Raw genomic sequence first — 17,198 nt, 5'->3', positions numbered from 1 at the left:
AGTCGACGGCGAGAGGCTCGGGACTTCGCGGTCCCGGGCCTCTTCTCGTTTCGGGACTTCTCAGCTCCGGGGCAGAGAGCAGTGGTCCAAGTCCCGCAGCACCTTGCGCGCCTCGGCGATGAGGTCGTGGCCCTGGAGTCCCTGCGCCACGCGGGCGATGAGCTTCATGTCGGGCGTGAGGCGGTAGTAGCCCTTCGAGCGCTGCACCAGCCCGGCGACCTTCGGTCCATCCAGGAGCGCGTCCGCGCCCAGCGTCACCACCAGCCGCTGGGTGCCGACCTCCAGGCCCCGCAGGCGCAAGTCGCGCATGTCGATTTTCAGCAGCGTCAGCTCGGAGAGGTGGTCCACCTCGTCGGGCGCCTCGCCATAGCGGTCCACCAGCTCCGCGCGCAGGTCCGTCACCTCGTCGGGGTGGCTGGCCTGGCTGAAGCGCTTGTAGAAGACGAGCCGCTGGTGCACGTCCGCGACGTAGTCGTCGGGGATGAGCGCGGGCATGGGCAGCGTGACGTCCGGCTCGATTTGCACCTTGGGCGGTTGGCCCTGCAGCTCCGCGACGGCTTCCTCCAGCAGCTGCGCGTACATGTCGAAGCCAATCTCGGCGATGGCGCCGGACTGCTTCTCGCCCAGCAGGTTGCCCGCGCCGCGAATCTCCAAATCGTGACTGGCGATGGAGAAGCCCGCGCCCAGCTCGGTGAAGTTCTGGAGCACCTCCAGCCGTCGCTGCGCGTCCCGGGTCACCGCCCTGCGCGTGGGCACCAGGAGGTACGCGTACGCGCGCTCCTTGGAGCGGCCCACGCGACCTCGCAGCTGGTAGAGCTGCGCGAGGCCGAACTGGTCCGCCCGGTTCACAATCATCGTGTTGGCGCTGGAGATGTCGATGCCGCTCTCGATGATGGACGTGCACAGGAGCACCTGGTGCTTGCGCTCGGTGAACTCCAGCATCACCTTCTCGAGCTGCCCGTCGCCCATCTGCCCGTGCGCCACGCCGATGGAGAGCTGAGGCACCAGCTCGCGAAGCTGCTGCTCCATGGACGGCAGGGACTCCACGCGGTTGTTCACGAAGAACACCTGCCCGCCGCGCGCCACCTCCCGCTCAATCGCCTCCTTCACCACCATCGCGTCGTACTTCATGACGAAGGTGCGGATGGCGCGCCTGTCCTGAGGCGGCGTGGCGATGATGCTCATGTCGCGCACGCCCGACATGCTCATGTGCAGCGTGCGGGGGATGGGCGTCGCCGTCAGCGTCAGCACGTCAATCTGGGAGCGCCACTTCTTCAGCGACTCCTTCTGCTTCACGCCGAAGCGCTGCTCCTCGTCGACAATCATCAGCCCCAGGTCCTTGAAGGCCACCTCGCCGCCCAGGAGCTTGTGGGTGCCGATGAGGATGTCGACCTTGCCCTCCTTGGCGCGCTTGAGGATGTCCCGGACCTCGGGCGGCTTCTTCAGGCCGGAGATGACCTCCACCGCGACGGGGTAGTCCTTGAAGCGCTTCTTGAAGGAGAGGAAGTGCTGCTGCGCCAGCACCGTGGTGGGCACCAGCACCGCCACCTGCTTGCGGTCCAGCGTCGCCTTGAAGGCCGCGCGCATGGCGACCTCCGTCTTGCCGTAGCCCACGTCGCCGCAGACGAGCCGGTCCATGGGCTCCGGCTTCTGCATGTCCGCCAGCACGTCCTCAATCGCCTTGGCCTGGTCCGGCGTCTCCTCGAACTCGAAGTCCGCCTCGAACTGGGCGAAGTAGCGGTCCGGCGCGCTGAAGGAGTGGCCCGGGTGGGCGCGGCGCGAGGCCGCGATTTGCAGCAGCTCCGCGGCCATCTTGAGGAGCTGCTCCTTGACGCGCTTCTTCGTCTTCTCCCAGCTCGCCGTCCCCAGCTTGTCGAGCTGGATGGTGTCCGGGTTGCCGCCGGTGAACTTCTGGATGAGCCGCATGCGGCCCACCGGCAGGTAGATTTTGTCCCGACCCGCGTACTCCAGGACGAGGAAGTCCCCGGGCACGCCGTTCACCTGCATCTTCGTCAGGCCCGAGTAGCGGCCGATGCCGAAGTCGGTGTGGACGATGAGGTCGCCTTCCTTCAGGTCCTTGAAGCCCGCGCCGAAGGCCTCCATCTTCTTGCCGCGCTTGACGCGCCGACGCGCGCGGACGCCGAAAATCTCCTCGTCCGACAGCACGGCCAGCCCGCCCGAGCCGTCCACGAAGCCCTGGCTCACCTCCCCCGTGAAGAGGTGCGCCCACACCGCCGGCTCGTACAGCGTCGACGCGTCCGTCATCGGCTCGGTGTGCACCTTCACCATGACGTTGCGGTCCAACAGCAGCCGCTTGAGCCGGTCCGCCTGACCCAGCGTGCCGCACGCCACCGCGCACGCGACGCCCGAGTCCCGCCAGCGCTGGAGCCGGTCCACCAGCGGGGAGAGCGCGCCCTCCTCGCCGTGGTGCGCGAGAATCGCCTCACGCAGGTCTTGAGTGCCGCCGAACTGGAAGAGCACCGGCGGCTTCTCGGACTGCGTGAGCGACAGGCCTCCACCCTCGACGACGCGATAGCCGCCCAGCAGCTCCACGACGGCCTCGCGCGAGAGGAAGTGCTCGGCTGGCGGGCGCACCAGGTCCTTGCGCTCCTCGGCCGCGGCGAAGGTGCGCTCCAGCTCGTCCCACAGCGCGTCCGCCGTACGCCCCAGCTCCAGCGGGTCGTCCAGGTAGAAGACGGGCGCCTCCGGGTTCCACGCGCGCAGGAAGTCGAACACCGTGGCCAGGCCGCCCTCGAACAGCGCGGGCAGCAGGCCCTCGAGTCCGAAGCCGGGCATCCCCTCGCGCAGCGCGTCCAGCCGCTCGCGAAGCTGGATGGTGGGCAGGTTGATGTGCTCGGCCACCGCGCGGGCCGCGGCCTCGGCGCGTGGACGGGTGTCCTCGGTGAGCAGCAGCTCCCGCGCGGGCACCAGGTCCACTTCCTTCAGCGCGTCCACCGTGCGCTGCGACTCCGGGTCGAAGGCGCGGATGGAGTCGATGGTGTCGCCGAAGAACTCCAGGCGCACCGGCTTGTCGTAGAGCGGGCTGAAGACGTCCAGCAGGCCGCCGCGCACGGAGAACGTCCCCACGTCCTCCACCAGCGGGCTGTTCTGGTAGCCCATCCGGGAGAGCTTCCGCGCGAGCGCGTCCCGGTCATGGTCCTGGCCCACCACCACCCGGTCCGTGAGCGCGGCCATGACGTCGGGGCGCAGCACGCGGCGGTGCAGCGCGCGCAGGGACAACACCAGCACCGGGAAGCGCGTGCCTTGAGACAGGTGAAACAGCGCGCCCAGCCGCTCGGTGACGGCGGCGGCCTCCGGAGACAGCTCGTCGTAGGGCAGCACCTCGTCGGCGGGCAGGCGCAGCACGCTCGGCCGCAGCAGCGTGCCCGTGCCGCCCAGGAAGAAGGCGAGGTCGGCGGCCAGGGCATCGGCTGCCTCCTCGTCCGCCGCCACGCAGACCAGCGGCGCGCGGGTTTCACGGTGCAGGCGAGCCAGCACGTGGCCCCGGGCCGAGCCCTTCAGTCCCTGTATGCGCGCGCGGTGTCCCGGACGCAGCTCCGCCAGCAACCGGGCGAAGGTGTCACCCGCCACGAGAGGCACGCCGCCGGGCTGCGCCGCCTCACCATCCCGCCTCTGTGTGAAAGGAGTGTCCATGAGTGGACCCCTGAGGGCCCCGGCGTAATTAGGGGCATGCCCCTGACAGGTCAACGACAGAGCGCATTGCGTGTCGTGTGTCGGAGCCGACGCCGCCCCGAATGCTGTGTCCTCCACGAATCAGCCATACCGGGGGTGGGTTGGCCGCATGCCCGGGGCAGGACCTACTCTCCTTCAAGGCATCGCTGGGGGGTGCCACACGCCAGCCATGCAATCCGGCCGTTGGATACACAGGGTGATGAGCGGGGCGGGCGCACCCCCCTCCGAAGCAGTGATGGTGCTGCGCAGCGTCCGCTCCGCTGGGCACGGCATCCTGGACTTCGAGTGTGTCTCCGCGAATGCGCACGCGGAGCGCTGGCTGGGGCGCGAAGAGCGCTCGCTCGTGCGCCAGAGACTGCTCGAGGAGGCGCCGTGGGTGGGCGAATGTGGCCTGTTCGCGGCGTGTGTCCGGGTAGCAGTGCGCCGCGAGCCCGAGGTGGTGCGGATGGCCCGACAGTCGTCGGTGGGGCCCGTCTGGCTGCTGGCGCGCGTCTCCCCGTGGGAGGACGGCGCCGTCGTCTTCCTGGAGGATTTGACGGAGCGGATGGCCGCCGAGGAGACGCTGCGCAGGGACCATGACCTCCTGCACGCCGTCATCGAGAGCGCCACCGACGCCATCTACGTGAAGGACGTGGATGCGCGCTACGTGCTCATCAACCCCGCCACCGCGCGGGCCTTCAACCGGGCGCCGCAGGACCTCCTCGGGCGCACGGACCTGGAGCTGCTGGGCGCGGACGTCGCGGGGCCCACGCTGGCGCATGACCGGGCGGTGATGGAGTCCGGTGTCACGGCCACCTATGAGGACTCCGAGGGCGGGCCGGGCAGCGACCGCATCTGGCAGACGACCAAGGGCGTGCTGCGTCGGGGTGATGGCACCGTCTACGGCCTGTTCGGCATCAGCCGGGATGTCACCGCGCGGCGCCGCCAGGAGCTGGAGCGGGACGAGGAGGCGCGCTTCCAGGAGCGCTTCATCGGTGTGCTGGGGCACGACTTGGGCAACCCGCTGGCGGCGGTGCGCTTGTCGGCCGCGGCCCTGCTGGCCCAGGCCACGCTGACGCCGGAGGTGCGGCGCGTGGCGCAGCGCATCGACGGGAGCGCCGAGCGCATGGCGCGGCTGGTGAAACAACTGCTGGATTTCACCCGCGCGCGCATGGCGGGAGGCATTCCGTTGCGCCCGCGCGAGGTGTGCATGGAGTCGGTGTGTCGTCGCATCATCTCCGAGCTGGAGCCGGCCCATCCGCAGCAGCGGGTGGACCTGGAGGTGGACGGCGAGTCACGCGGGGTCTGGGACGAGGAGCGGTTGGGACAGGTGCTCTCCAATCTGGTGGGCAACGCCCTGCAGCACAGTCCGAACGGCTCGTCGGTGCGTGTGCGACTGGCGGCGAGCGACCCGCTCTTCCAGCGCGTGGAGGTGCACAACGTGGGGCCGCCGATTCCGGACTCGCTGCGCCCGCGCCTGTTCGCGCCCTTCCACCGCGCGACGCCCGAGCCGGGCATGCCCCGGCCGCACCGTCACGGCCTGGGCCTGGGGCTCTACATCGTCTCGCAAATCGTCACCGCCCACGGAGGGTGGGTGGATGTCGCGTCCTCGCTGGAGGCGGGGACGTGCTTCTCGGTGACCTTGCCCCGCGTGGTCCAGTCCCAGGACGAGGCCCAGACGCGCTGGGCCTGAGCATCCGTCGCCTGCCGACTCAGTAGCGGCCGTACCGGGCCGCCGCGCGCAGGCGAATCAAGGCATTGAGGGCGCCGGGGTCCACCAGCTCCAGCGCCGCGGCTCCGGAGATGCCGGCGTAACGGGAGCGGTAGTCCTCCTCGTCCTCCTCGTCGTCGCCGCCCTTGTCGTCGCCCTTGTCATCCCCGTCCCCGCCACCCTTGCCGTCATCCGGACGCAGGGACAGGGGCACCGGCCGGGACACGCCCGGCTCGATGCGCGGAGTCGTCAACGCGTCCGCGCGAACGGAGGAGAACAGGCCAGCCATGGCCAGGCAGAACACGAGGGCGGTGGAGAGGGTCTTCATGGGCGGCTCCGTTTCTCTGTTCGGCTGACGCGGCCCCTCCCGGGGATATTCAGCGCGCCTCCCGGGCCCTACTTCGCCTTCATGGTGCGGATGTATCCCACCAGCGCGTCAATCTGCGCGGCGGAGAGCTTGTCCTTGAAGGCCTTCATCTTCGTGTTGCGAGTGGAGCCGTCGGCGATCGCCTGGCGGATGTCCGCGTCGGACTCGGCCGCCTGCCAGGCGACCTGGCTCATGTCGACGATGGATTCCTTCTGACCCATCTTGGTCTGCGCCTTGCCGTCATCGCCGTGACAGGACTTGCACTTGGCCTTCCACACGTCCACGACGTCATCCGCCGCGTAGGCGCTCGGGGCCAGGCAGAGGCTCATCACCAGGGCGAACCGCTTCATCATCGTCACTGCCTCCTTGGGAGGAGGCAACTGTGGCATGGAATGTCGTGCTCAGGGAGTGCAGCCGGTGGCCGTGGGCGCCAGCTCGCAGTCCGTCATGGTGACGTTGCCGGTGAGCGCGTCCACGTTGAGCACCCGGTCCGGCACCGCGGCCTGCTCCCCGGTGCGCGTGCGCAAGATGCGCAGCGCGCCCGCCACGGGCGCCGGGCGAGCGGCGTCACACATGACCGTGGGCGTCCCGGAGACGGGCCGGCCGGACTCCCCCAGCCAGCACACGCCGTGGAGGCTGGAGACATCCAGCTCGGGCGGCAGGGGAATGGGGTCGCCGACCTGGGCGCACGTGCAGCCGCTCGTGCCGCAGGCGGCGGCGATGCACTCGGTGCGGGGACACTGGCTGCCCCAGGTGTCTCCCACGGCGCAGTCCGGTTTCTCCCAGCGCAAGGCCGGGACGCTCACGCCATTGGCGAAGGTGGTGGTCCGCGCCAGGCGCACGGCCTGCCGGGAGGTCCGGGCCTGCTGCCGCGCCTCCTGGGCGGCGATGAGGATGGTGCGCGTGGCGGCGCTCGCGCGCTGGTTGCGTGTCAGCGCCTGGAAGCCCGTCGTCGCCAGGCTGGTGAGGATCCCGAGGATGGCGAGCGCCACCATCAGCTCCAGCAGTGTCATTCCGTGTCGTGTGTTCCGCATCTCAGCCCCCCGCGTACCCGAAGTTTCGCGGCGTGACGCGAATGATGAAATGCCGCCGCTTGTAGCCATCCTGGGGATTGCCCTCGTCGTCGGGTGGCGGGTTGGCTCCCAGGAGCTTCAGGGCCTGACGGTCCGGCCTGCTCGAGCGCGCGGTGATGAGCACCTCCACCACGCGGACCCGCCGCATCAGCTCGTCGCGCGCGCTGCCCGGGCCGACGTCGTTGGCCCCCGCCGCGCCCGTGATTCCCGGGATGAGGGCCCAGCAGAGGGCGTTGGTGCACTGGTCCACCGCGGGCCTCGGAGGGAGCACCGCCGGGTCGGGGAAGTAGACGAGGGGGGCGTTCGGGTTGTCCAGGGTGGCGACTCCCAGGCGGACGCGCATCCGCTCGATTTCCTCCGAGAGCTGCTGGAACCCCTGCGCGCCCAGTGCGCCGTCCGGGTCCATCTCGAGGATGGGTTTGCCGCTGACCCAGTTGACGCGGAAGGTGCGTGACGACAGGGGCAGCAGGAGCGCGTCAGCGTCGTTGTTGTTGGCGGTCCACATCTTCGAGGCGTCTGCGCCGGTGCCCGTGCAGAGACTGGTGGCGCTGAACGCGGTGGCGCCGGATGCGCCCGGTATCCAGCCCAGGTTCTTGCTGGCGTTGGCGGTGGGCTCGTTATTGCGCGAGGCCTGGGCCACGCCCACGCAGGCGCCGCGTACGCTCGGGTTGGTCAGGACGATGGGGGCCCCCGCGGGGATGCCCGCGGCGGTGTTGGGCGGTGCCGGCTGTTCGAGGCAGAGGGGGCCGACGCCGCCGAGGCGGGAGTCGAAGCCGGGACCCGGGCACCCATGCATCCGCAGCGCGCGCGTGGCATCCGCTTCGTAGATCTCCAGCACGTCGGAGCTCAGGCTTGCGTAGACACCGGTGGGCTGCGCGAAGCCAGGGGAGGGCCCCGCGTTGGTGTTCGCCCAGACGGCGTACCGCACCTCGGCGTTCGAGCCGCCCAGGAACAGGGGCGAGCTGCCGAACCCCTCGCCCGCGCGCTGGAGGGCGGGGGTGAACAAGTCGCGTGCCGCGCGCCCCGCGTTCTGGGTCTCCATGGTGCGCTCCTCGAGCAGGCCGCGCTGCTGGAGGTAGGTGCCCGCGGAGACCGCGCCGGCGATGACCACCAGCGCGATGGTGCTGGCGATCATCATCTCGATGAGGCTGAAGCCTCGGGGGGGATGAAGTCGGTTCATGGTGACATCCGCGTCTGCAGGGCCACGGCGCGGCGGCCCGCGTCCGGGTCCCTCCAGCTCACCGTGACGCGCACGTTGACGACGTTGATCAGCGCTTGTGTCGCGATGGTGCGGTTGAGCTGCGGTGAGCCTCGCTCGTCGCCCTCCATGGGCGGGTCCACGTCCACGGCGACGTCGTACTTGAGGCGAACGGGGTCGCCCGCTCCGGGAACGGTGTCCCGAGGCGTCCCATTGGAGCTCCACCACACCGAGCGTATCGAGCGGTCCAGCGCCTCGATGTTGGCGCAGGGCCGGCCCGGGGCGGGAGTCGCGCACGTCATGGCGGTGATGCGCTCCAGTTCCTGCTCCGCGATGAGCCCCGCCTGGGCCTGGATGAGGTTGCGGCGGTTCTGCTTGGAGGAGGCGAGCACCGCGAGCGCCACCCCGAGGATGCCGAACACCACCACCGTCATGGTGGCCATGGACTCCAGCAAGGTGACGCCCCGGCGCGCGCGCCGGGAAGTGGGCATGAAGGTCCTCATGGGATGAGCCCCTGGATGTTTCCGCCCGGCCTCACGTCCCAGATGATGGTCCGGGACGTGCTGCCGGTGCCATTGCCTGTCTCGTTGTTGAACTGCTTGCCGGCGCCGGTGCTGGTGATGCCGTTGGTGCCCTGGAAGAAGACGCGCTTGTCGAAGGCCACCGGCTGAGTGAGGCCATGGCCCTCCAGCGTCTTGTCATTGTCCGCCGTGGGCGTGCCCTGGGCCGCGTTGAAGGCGTACATGCGGCCGCTCTCGTTCGCGTCGAGGCTGCACAGGTTGGCGGACGTACCCACCGCGGTGGCGGTGTGCACGGTGCCTTCGTCGTCCACCGTGACGCCGCCCCACACCACCTGCCGTTCGCCCAGCTCCTGCACCCACGCGACGCTGCGGCCCGCGCAGTTGGCGCTCAGCGGAGTCGGGTCGTTGAAGGCCATCACGTGGTAGCGGGGACGCGGGTCCCGGTCCGCCACCTCGTTGTCGTCCTCCGGGTTGTTGCCCGTGCCCACGAAGATGCGCACGGACGTGCCCGTGCCGGTGCGCTCCTGCGTCACGGCGATGTTGGAGTAGATGCTCTGCATGTTGGCGTTGCGCACCTTGGAGCCGGTGGCCGGGTCGAGGTCATTGCGGGCGTCCGCGATGACACACGCGCTGACGGCCTTGCCCAGCTCGCGTGACGCGTCCACGTCCCGGAGGTTGATACGGAAGACGCGGCCCTTCGTGGTGGCCACATAGACGACGTCGTAATTGCTGTCGTTGTCGGCGTCGATGGCCACGGGAGGGCTGCCGATGCCCTCGCCCGCGTCGCCCATGACGACGACCCCCGCGAGCCTCTTCTTCTGCGTGGTCCCACCGGTCTGGTTCACCTGGATGGGCAGCCCCGTCTTCACGTCGACCAGGTACAGCGTGGCGCGCGCGGCCTGGCCCTCATGGCTCCTGGGCGTGTAATCGCTCGCGAAGGCCGCCACCCATTTCTTGCCGCCCTTGGTTCCGAAGTCCATGCGCACCAGGAGGGGGTTGTGGCGCGAGCCGCCGGTGTCCGGCCGCAAGGTGCGGTCTGGCGAATAGTCCCTGAAGAGCTCCTCCAACGTCAGGCAGTTGGCTGGAGTGGAGCAGGGCAAGCCAGAACTCGTACTGAAGCGGTCTCGCTGCACATCCAACTCCCAGAGGACGCCAGGATAGCCGGCATCCGTCGCCGCGGGCCGGGTGACGTCCAGTGCGAAGAAGACACTCTGCCGGGGGCCGGTGGGGCTGACGAGCACCGTCTTGGCGTCCGTGCGCAGCGAAGGCGAGGTGCTCAGTTGCCACATGTCGCCCACCGAGGGGTTGTGGCCCTTGTCGGCCGTGTATTCGGCGTCCGAACGCAGGTCCACCGCCGCCACCGCCGGAGAGGCGTCCACCGTGGCGCGCTTCGTCTTGTCCTGTCCACGCACGTAGTTCTCCGCGAAGAAGCGCAGGAGCTTGCCGGGCAGGTACGCATACAGCTCCTCCCCCGTGCCGTACTTTCGCGCCGACGAGCAGCCCGCTGCGTGGGCGAAGTAGCCTCGGAAGTCCTTGAAGCCGGTGCACGTGTCATCCCCCGAGCGCAGCTCTCCGAGAGACAGCGCGTGCAGGTAGCCCGTGGTGCTGCCGATGAAGGCGACCGCGTCCCGATTCTTCAGGGTGTTGTTCCCGATGAAGGCATTGCCGCGGAAGGCCTGCTGCTCGTTGGTCGTCGCGCGCTTGACCCACGTGGGCTCGCTGGCCGGCCCGACAATGGCCGCCGTCGACAGGTTGATGCCGCCCATGGGCCAGGTGCGCCGCGTCCCGCTCCCCGCCGCCGGGTTGTTGAGCTTGTTGTCCTCCCACCCGTAGACCCAGTTGCGCAGGGTGTTGCGGTCAAACTGGTTGCAGGCGCCATCCCGGTTCAGGTCATAGCGGCCTGCGAGCGCGTCGACGCAGAAGTTCTTCGTCTCGTCTGTGACGGAGCCCGCTGGGGTGGGAAACAGCGGGCTGGTGTTGGTGCCCTCGTCGGACAGGCTCTCCAGCGTGACGCGCGACGAGCCGCCAGGCTGTGTGGTGAAGAGCTTGCGCTCCTTGGGGTTGGTCGACCGGATGAAGTCGTTGAGCTGGTCGCCCGCGTTCCACTGGTCCCAGTTGTCCGCCGCGTCGTTCGGGGTGGACGGGTCGTCCGGCTCATAGAGGCGGCGCAGGTAGACGTGGCCGCGCTCGGAGACATCCAGGCGCTCGTCATAGACGCGGTAGGACGGATAGAGCCGGTTCGCGGGGGACGGCGAGGACTCGTACCACGGGTCGGGCTTGTACCAGGTGCGCCCAGGGGTCTCCGACAGGCCGAAGATGATGGTGTTCGCCACGGGCAGCACGGAGGCGCGGCCGTACTGGCCCGCCTTCTGCGCCTTGTAGGAGATGTTGACGTTGGCGATGGTCGGTTGGCAGGACTCACCGGGGCTTTCGAAGATGGCGCGCCAGCACAGCTGCGAGCCGGTGTAGCCACGCTCCAGGAAGTCATTCACCGTCCGGGTTTCATCCCGCGAGCCCGAGGGGACCCGCGCGTCCGAGAAGGGCACCGTCACCCAGGCTGGAGAGGGATTGGGCTGGAAGTCGGGGTTGGTGGTCTCACAACGGTCCACGCACACCTTGCAGTCCAGCGACACCTGATAGGTGATTTGGGGCCGGGGCTGATAGGTCCCGCTGCCGTCGGGCTTGGGCAGGTTGATGTTGGGGCTGCAGTCGCTCTGCTGGCCATTGACGTTGTGGTACGGCGTGTCCTCGATGCGCATCTCGACGGAGGTGATGGTGTAGTCCTGCGCCACGTCGAGCGAGATGCTGGACACGATGTCTGACTTGAACGTGCCGTTGTTCTGCTTGTTGATGAGGATGACGGTGTCGTCGTAGGTACGGTTACCGCCCGAGTTCTGGTCCTCCCACCCCAGAATCCAGACGCGAGGGTTGTCGACCGGGGCGCCCACCAGCGTGTGGGCGGCGCGCTGGAAGTAGGAGTAGACGGTCTGGGTCTGGGGCCTGTTGAACCGGACGTCTCCATACGTGGCGGTGCGCAGCCGCGTATACGCGCCGGCTTCCAGCCATTCGTTCTGCAGCTCCTTGGTCGTGACGACGTTACCGTCGGTCTGGTGCAGGTCCAGGTTGAGCAGCGTCTTGGTGAAGAAGACGTTGATGTCGCCGTGGCCCCAGAGGTTGCACTGGAGTCGCGTGGAGTTGTCGGGGAGAGTCACCGTCCGCGTCATGAAGCAGGTGTCCGTGGCGTTGCCGTAGATCTGCTCCACGTACGTGACGAGGAAGAAGACGATCTCCCGCCCGCCCACGATGCGGCCCATCCTCTGCCGGCGGTCCTCCTCGTTGGGCGCGGCCTGTGGGTTCTTCCCGGGGATGAGCAGGCCCTGGTTGTCGAAGGCGCTGGCCTTGTAGTCCGGCAGGCCGTCGTTGCCGTTGCCCGTGGACTTGTCCCAGACGGTGCCCACCGGTGTCCTCACGCCGTTGACCTCACTGTAGGCCATGCGCGGCTGGAAGCACTCCGAGGTGGGTGACGCGCCCGCTCCAGCGCTATCGGGGCAGTGGTTGTCGTCATCGTCCGTGGCCAGATAGATGAGCTTGCCGATGCCCCGGTTTTCGTTCTCCGACGCGCGCGGCTCGAGCAGGTTGGGGATGTGCGGGAACAGACCCCGGTCGCTGAAGAGACTGTCGACCAGGGTGGCCGCGGGCGTGCCGGCCAGCATGTCGCTGTCTCTGTCCAGCATTCCGGTGGCGTGGTCCCTCACCCTCCGGCCCACCACGGCCCCTGACGGCAGGGGGCCATATTCGTCAGGCCAGCGACGGGGACCACTGGTGGCGTCGTAGCTGCTGGCGGCGTTGCAGGGGCCGGTGAGCAGGTCCGGCTCGCGAAGCCTCACGACGGTGTTGTCGGGCCGCGTGTGCAGGAAGGTCTTCGCATTGGCGCCACACCGGGGGCCCGGGCCGATGTACCGGTCGGGGTTGAGGTTGTAGAGGTCCTCGTGGAAGTCCGGCACGCCGTTGTTGTCATTGTCGAGCAGGACGTCGTCGTTGGGGTTATCGACGTCCTTGACGTCGATGTACTTACCCGTCACGAGGTCGTCGTAATAGAACCAGCCCAGGGTGTTGGAGGCACCGCCACCGGCCTGGTCGTGGACGATGAGCGCCTCCAGTTCCTGGTCGAACGGGAGGATGATTCGCTCCGGGTCCAGCACGCTGCGGTTGGTGTTGAGTCGCAGCTTCCCGTCAGGCGTCAGGATGATGGCGCTGGAGACGCCGGCATCCACCGCGAAGGGGGGCTGTTTGTCGGCACCGGTGGTGTCGATACAGGGATTGTAGGAGACGGTCCCGCCGTCCTGGGCGAGCGCTGCCAGCGGGATGGCGAAAGCCAGCGCGGCGATCAAGGGTCTGCAAAAGCGCAGCATGGCGAGGTCCTGGGGTGTGAGCTGAAGAAGGGAAGGGGCTAGCATTCGCCGTTGTTGGCGGAGCCGTTGGCGTCCTCGGGGCTGCAACCGCCGCCGGCGCCCAGGCCACTGGTGATGAGGGCCCGGATGATGACGCGCTGGGGTTGGGTGTTGTCACGTCCCCGGACCTCACCCACGGACACCAGCCAGACGCGGTTGTTGGAGTCGGCTCTGCGGAGAGGGGTGTCGTCGTTGTCGTCGACCAGGAAGACCCGGTAGAAGAGCCGCTCCTGGGTGGGGTAGTCGAAGATGGGCCCGTCCGGGCCGTTCATCTCCTGGTTGGCGGTGGCGACGTCCGAATCGATGGCCCCCCCGGAGGACGCGGCCGCGAGCGAGTAGGGCGTCCAGCCAATGACCTCGTACCAGGGGAAGGCGGCGTTGCTGGGCAGGCCAGGTTCACCCTGGACGAAGCCGTCGAATGCCGTGCCGTTGTAGGCATTGCCCAACCGCTCCATGACGGGGTCGAATTTGAGGACGCCGCCGCCGAGGCCGAGCAGCAGTCGCACCACCACCCGCGCCTCGGCCAGTCCCGCCTCGGCGGCGAAGTGGGCCTCGCGGTTGCGGCGCTCCTGGGCCTGCAGCGCGCTCTCCGCCGCCACCTTGCGCAGGGAGACGACGACGGCTGCGCTGATGAAGGCGATGATTCCCAGGGCCATCAACAGCGCCATGCCCCGGGAGGCATGGCGGTGGTTTCGCGACATCGGGACGACTGACGGGGGACGCACCAACGGCTCCTTGCCAACGCGCGGCGGAACGAATGCCGGGAGGCTCATGAGCAAGCCGTGGGCCCGGTTTCCGGACCGCTCCATACCAGTGTTCTCGGCCGCTTGTCTTTGACTTGGGGTGAATGCTGACGCGCCTGGGCTGACAATCCTTTGCGGACATCGCAAAAGTTGCGAGGGCGTTTTTCACCCACGTCGGGTCTATCTGTACATCTGTGATTCGCTGAAAACGGGACGAAGCGTGAAAAGCCCGAAGCGCTAGTGACCCTGGTGGGGCCAGAATGACACTGGCCCGTTGGGAGGTGCGAGCCACACGGATTTCAGGAAGTGGGTGGCCTTGTGGTCCGCGTCGTCGTCCCGAGTGGAGGCGTGGTGCAGGGCGGCCAGGAGCAGCAGGGTCGCCAGTCCGGAGCCGAGCGCCGCCAGGGTGGGCGCGCGTCGTTCCGGTGACGTCGCCAGCGCGCCGAGGACCCAGAATGTGACACCCCCGAGGGCGCCCAGGAACAGGATGCCAGCGATTGGCTGGGGGACGCCCAGGAATGAGAGCACGGAGGGTGGGTAGAAGCCCGCGCTCAGCAAGGGCAATGTCAGACCTCCCAGGACGTTCGACACATCATCTGGGATGTAATTGACGAAGGTGGCCAGCCCCGTGGTGAGGATGCCCGCCCCGCACAGCATGGCCGCGATACCCAGCGCCCACGTGCGTCCACCCGTGCGCAGCCGCTCCAGCCACAGGCCCGCGGGCAGCAGGAGGAAGGGCACCAGCCCGGTGAGGTGACGAGGGCCCGTCGTCCAACCCCAGGAGTCATAGGAGAAGGAGGACGTGAAGTAGAGGTAGCCGGCGACGAGCGCCGCCGTCATCCACGCCAGGGCACGTTGCTCGGCGGAGACGTCCGCGCCGCGCCGGAAGCGCAGCCGTGTCAGGCCGGGAACAGCCAGCAGCAGGAACGGCGCGAGGGTGAACAGCCCGCGCAGCGGCGAGACGAGCGACAGGGTGAAGGCGCGCGGGTCCGGCGTGCGGATGCCCAGGAACCCGCCCAGGTGCCACGGCTGGTAGCCGGAGTCGTTGAGGTACTTGTACCCGCTCGTCAGCGGGTGGCCGAAGGTGGCCTGGTGGTACGCCATCAGCGCCAGCACGAAGGGCAGCGCGCCCAGCGTGGCGAGCCCGGCGGCGCGGCCCAGGCCCTTCCAGCGCTCACGGGCCGGGGCGTCGCGGAAGAGGAAGGTGAGCGTGGCGTACAGCACCAGCCCGAGCATGCCCAGCGCGCCGGTGTACTCCGCCGCCACGGTGGCACCCGCGCACGCACCCGCGAGCACATAGCCCCGCTCGCGCCACTCCCCGCGCGCGCAGCGCCACAGCGCGAAGAAGCCGGCGAAGAGCAGCACCGCCGTCGTCTGGTGGCTCATGAACAACAGTGAGTAGCTGAACGCCAGCGAGCCCAGGCCGTACGTCACGGTGAGCGCATCCGCGACGGGCGCCGACAGGTAGGCGCGCAGGTAGCGCCGCACCAGCCACAGCAGGCCCAGCGTGGGCAGCACGGTGAGCCACAGGCGCGAGAAGAAGACGAGGGGGACCTCGGGCACCGGCTCCGGACCCGAGGCGGCGCGCAGCACGGCGTACACCGGCGCGGCGGCGAAGGAGAGCAGCGGCGCCTTGCTGGGGTAGTACTTCCCGTCCTTCACGGACAGGTCACCCACGTAGCCCCGGGCGCGCAGCACCTGGTTGATGTCCAGCGTGCCGTGGTCCACCAGCGCGATGCTCTGCCAGAGCCGACATAGTTCGTTGGGCGAGCGCAGCCTGGGGTGGTACGGAAACAACAACACATACAGCGCCGCCAGGGCGACCCAGACCGCGCGAGGCGCGCCACGCGCGGCCACCAGCGGTGTCCCGGAGGGAGCGGGGGCCGAGGACTCCGAAGCGGGCTGTGACTCCGAAGCGGGTCCTGGCGCCACGCTCACGGTGCGGCGCTCCTCGGGGGGGAGCGCGTCGTCGTCGAGAGGCGGCTCATGCCTCGCCTCCGGTGACGCGGGCCACGGCGAAGAGGCTCATGCCCACTGGCAGCTTCACGCTCGCCTCGGCGCGGGCGAACAGCGGGGCCAGCGTGTCGTAGAGCTTGAGCTGGAGCTTCGGCACGGAGCGGCGGCGCAGGAGCCGGCTGTTGACGAACCAGCCGGGCATGCCCACCAGGTTCATCCACTCCAGCTTCTCCACCACGAAGCCATTGTCCTCCAGCACGGCGCGCAGGCTGGCGGGGGTGTAGCGGCGGTGGTGGCCCACGGCCTCGTCGATGCTGCCGAACAGTTGCTCGAGCGCGGGGACGAGGATGAGCACCCGCCCCCTGGGCGCCAGGATTTGTCGGAAGCGGCGCACCGCGGAGCCATCGTCGGGGATGTGCTCCAGCACGTTGGAGAGGACGATGGTGTCCAGGTTCTCCTTCTTGAGCGACTCCCAGTCCGCCAGGGCCACGTCGGACAGATAGGGGCGGACGTGGGGGCGGCCTCGGAAGAGGTTCTTCAGGCGGTCGACGTAGAAGCCGTCGACCTCCAACGCGATGAGCAGCTCCGCGCCGGACTCCAGCTCGCGGGTAATCGTGCCGATGCCGGCGCCAATCTCCAGCACGCGGCGGCCCAGGTGCGCGCGGAAGCGGCGGCCCAGCCACTGGTTGTAGTGGGTGGCGCCGTCCATGCGCTCCAGCGTGGTGTAGCCCTCGTGTTGGTTGTCGGCGTCGTCGCGCACGGTGGCGTAGCGCATCAGCGTGCGCAGCTGTGACAGGCGCGCGGCGCGCGGGCGGCGGGGCACGGCCTGCATCGGCGGCAGGGCGACCTCGGTGAGGCGGTAGAGCTGCGCGGCCAGCTTCACGACCAGCTCCGCGTCCACCGCGTCGTCGTCGCTGGTGAGGGTGACGGAGCGCAGGGCCTCCGTGCGGAACGCGCGCACTCCGCTGAGCGGGTCGTTCACCGCCACGTCCGTGACGAAGCGGGTGACCTGACCCAGGGCGCGCTCGGCCCACAGCTCCGGCGTCAGGCCTGGCGAGCCCCGGCGGCCGAAGACGGCGTCCGCGGTGTCCGCCTGGAGCGGGCCCATCAGCGACTCGTAGGCGTCCGGCGCGTAGGCCGCATCCGGGTCCTGGAGCACCGTCACCGCGCTCGTCACGCGGGACAGGGCCGCGCGGATGGCCGCGCCCTTGCCTCCCTGGACGCTGAGCACATGCAGACCGGGCCTCGACGCGACGTCCGGCTGGCCGTCCCCGGCGAGCACCACTTCGGCGCGACCGGCGAGCGCGCGGGCGAAGTGGGCGGCGGCATCCACGGTGGAGGAGTCGAAGGGGATGATAACGGAATGCGGAAAGCTCACGCCGCGCTCACTAGCACAGGCCGTTGGGATGCGCGCGTTCCGCCCTGGAAGAAGGGTGGACAGGAGGGCTTCCAGGCGACGGCGGAACGATGGACAACCCGGGGCGGACACGGCACGCTCGATGACTG

The 17,198-nt window shown here is 69.1% G+C and carries 11 protein-coding genes; 1 reads left to right on the top strand and 10 read right to left on the bottom strand.

Going from position 1 to position 17,198, the window contains the following annotated elements; all coding sequences use genetic code 11:
- Window positions 1–60: 60 nt before the first annotated feature.
- Window positions 61–3,654, bottom strand: a complete 3,594-nt coding sequence (gene mfd, locus ACN469_RS42635) for a transcription-repair coupling factor (RefSeq protein WP_498778006.1) — start codon at window positions 3,652–3,654, stop codon at window positions 61–63.
- 238 nt (window positions 3,655–3,892) lie between these two features.
- Here mfd and ACN469_RS42630 point away from each other — a divergent pair, with 238 nt between their 5' ends.
- Window positions 3,893–5,365 (top strand): PAS domain-containing sensor histidine kinase, encoded by a 1,473-nt coding sequence (locus ACN469_RS42630; protein WP_498778004.1) that lies wholly within the window; start codon window positions 3,893–3,895, stop codon window positions 5,363–5,365.
- 19 nt (window positions 5,366–5,384) lie between these two features.
- Here ACN469_RS42630 and ACN469_RS42625 read toward each other — a convergent pair whose 3' ends face one another.
- The 9 genes from ACN469_RS42625 to ACN469_RS42585 form a co-directional block, all read right to left on the bottom strand.
- Complete coding sequence (locus ACN469_RS42625) at window positions 5,385–5,711, bottom strand: hypothetical protein (RefSeq protein ID WP_498778003.1); 327 nt, start codon at window positions 5,709–5,711, stop codon at window positions 5,385–5,387.
- A gap of 68 nt (window positions 5,712–5,779) precedes the next feature.
- A complete protein-coding gene (locus ACN469_RS42620; protein WP_498778001.1) occupies window positions 5,780–6,103 on the bottom strand; it encodes a c-type cytochrome in 324 nt (107 codons plus the stop codon).
- 48 nt (window positions 6,104–6,151) lie between these two features.
- Window positions 6,152–6,784: a prepilin-type N-terminal cleavage/methylation domain-containing protein gene (locus ACN469_RS42615; RefSeq protein ID WP_498778000.1), complete on the bottom strand. Its 633-nt coding sequence runs from the start codon at window positions 6,782–6,784 to the stop codon at window positions 6,152–6,154.
- Window position 6,785: 1 nt separating this feature from the next.
- Window positions 6,786–8,003 carry a prepilin-type N-terminal cleavage/methylation domain-containing protein gene (locus ACN469_RS42610; protein ID WP_498777998.1) on the bottom strand — a complete coding sequence of 406 codons (1,218 nt, stop codon included), beginning with the start codon at window positions 8,001–8,003 and terminating at the stop codon, window positions 6,786–6,788.
- Window positions 8,000–8,512: a type IV pilus modification PilV family protein gene (locus tag ACN469_RS42605; protein WP_498777996.1), complete on the bottom strand. Its 513-nt coding sequence runs from the start codon at window positions 8,510–8,512 to the stop codon at window positions 8,000–8,002. The genes ACN469_RS42610 and ACN469_RS42605 overlap by 4 nt, the downstream gene beginning before the upstream one ends.
- An 8-nt stretch (window positions 8,513–8,520) precedes the next feature.
- Entirely contained in the window at window positions 8,521–12,954 is a 4,434-nt protein-coding gene (locus ACN469_RS42600; RefSeq protein ID WP_498777994.1) for a pilus assembly protein, read from the bottom strand.
- Window positions 12,955–12,992: 38 nt separating this feature from the next.
- The gene (locus ACN469_RS42595; protein WP_498777992.1) at window positions 12,993–13,718 is read right to left on the bottom strand and encodes a hypothetical protein; all 726 of its coding nucleotides are present in this window, start codon (window positions 13,716–13,718) and stop codon (window positions 12,993–12,995) included.
- Between the two features lie 255 nt (window positions 13,719–13,973).
- Window positions 13,974–15,674 carry a hypothetical protein gene (locus ACN469_RS42590; protein ID WP_498777990.1) on the bottom strand — a complete coding sequence of 567 codons (1,701 nt, stop codon included), beginning with the start codon at window positions 15,672–15,674 and terminating at the stop codon, window positions 13,974–13,976.
- A 46-nt stretch (window positions 15,675–15,720) separates the two neighbouring features.
- Window positions 15,721–17,070, bottom strand: coding sequence for a methyltransferase domain-containing protein (locus tag ACN469_RS42585; RefSeq protein ID WP_498777988.1), 1,350 nt, complete (start codon window positions 17,068–17,070; stop codon window positions 15,721–15,723).
- Window positions 17,071–17,198 lie beyond the last annotated feature (128 nt).

It is taken from the genome of Corallococcus terminator (assembly GCF_049194865.1).
Lineage (GTDB): Bacteria > Myxococcota > Myxococcia > Myxococcales > Myxococcaceae > Myxococcus > Myxococcus terminator_A.
This window is presented reverse-complemented; position numbering and strand designations above follow the sequence as displayed.

Excerpts from the sequence above, each read along its gene's own strand:
- ACN469_RS42600 (WP_498777994.1), bottom strand. The coding sequence starts at position 12,954 with ATGCTGCGCTTTTGCAGACCCTTGATCGCCGCGCTGGCTTTCGCCATC.
- mfd (WP_498778006.1), bottom strand. The coding sequence starts at position 3,654 with ATGGACACTCCTTTCACACAGAGGCGGGATGGTGAGGCGGCGCAGCCC.
- ACN469_RS42615 (WP_498778000.1), bottom strand. The coding sequence starts at position 6,784 with ATGCGGAACACACGACACGGAATGACACTGCTGGAGCTGATGGTGGCG.
- ACN469_RS42630 (WP_498778004.1), top strand. The coding sequence starts at position 3,893 with ATGAGCGGGGCGGGCGCACCCCCCTCCGAAGCAGTGATGGTGCTGCGC.
- ACN469_RS42620 (WP_498778001.1), bottom strand. The coding sequence starts at position 6,103 with ATGATGAAGCGGTTCGCCCTGGTGATGAGCCTCTGCCTGGCCCCGAGC.
- ACN469_RS42625 (WP_498778003.1), bottom strand. The coding sequence starts at position 5,711 with ATGAAGACCCTCTCCACCGCCCTCGTGTTCTGCCTGGCCATGGCTGGC.
- ACN469_RS42605 (WP_498777996.1), bottom strand. The coding sequence starts at position 8,512 with ATGCCCACTTCCCGGCGCGCGCGCCGGGGCGTCACCTTGCTGGAGTCC.
- ACN469_RS42610 (WP_498777998.1), bottom strand. The coding sequence starts at position 8,003 with ATGAACCGACTTCATCCCCCCCGAGGCTTCAGCCTCATCGAGATGATG.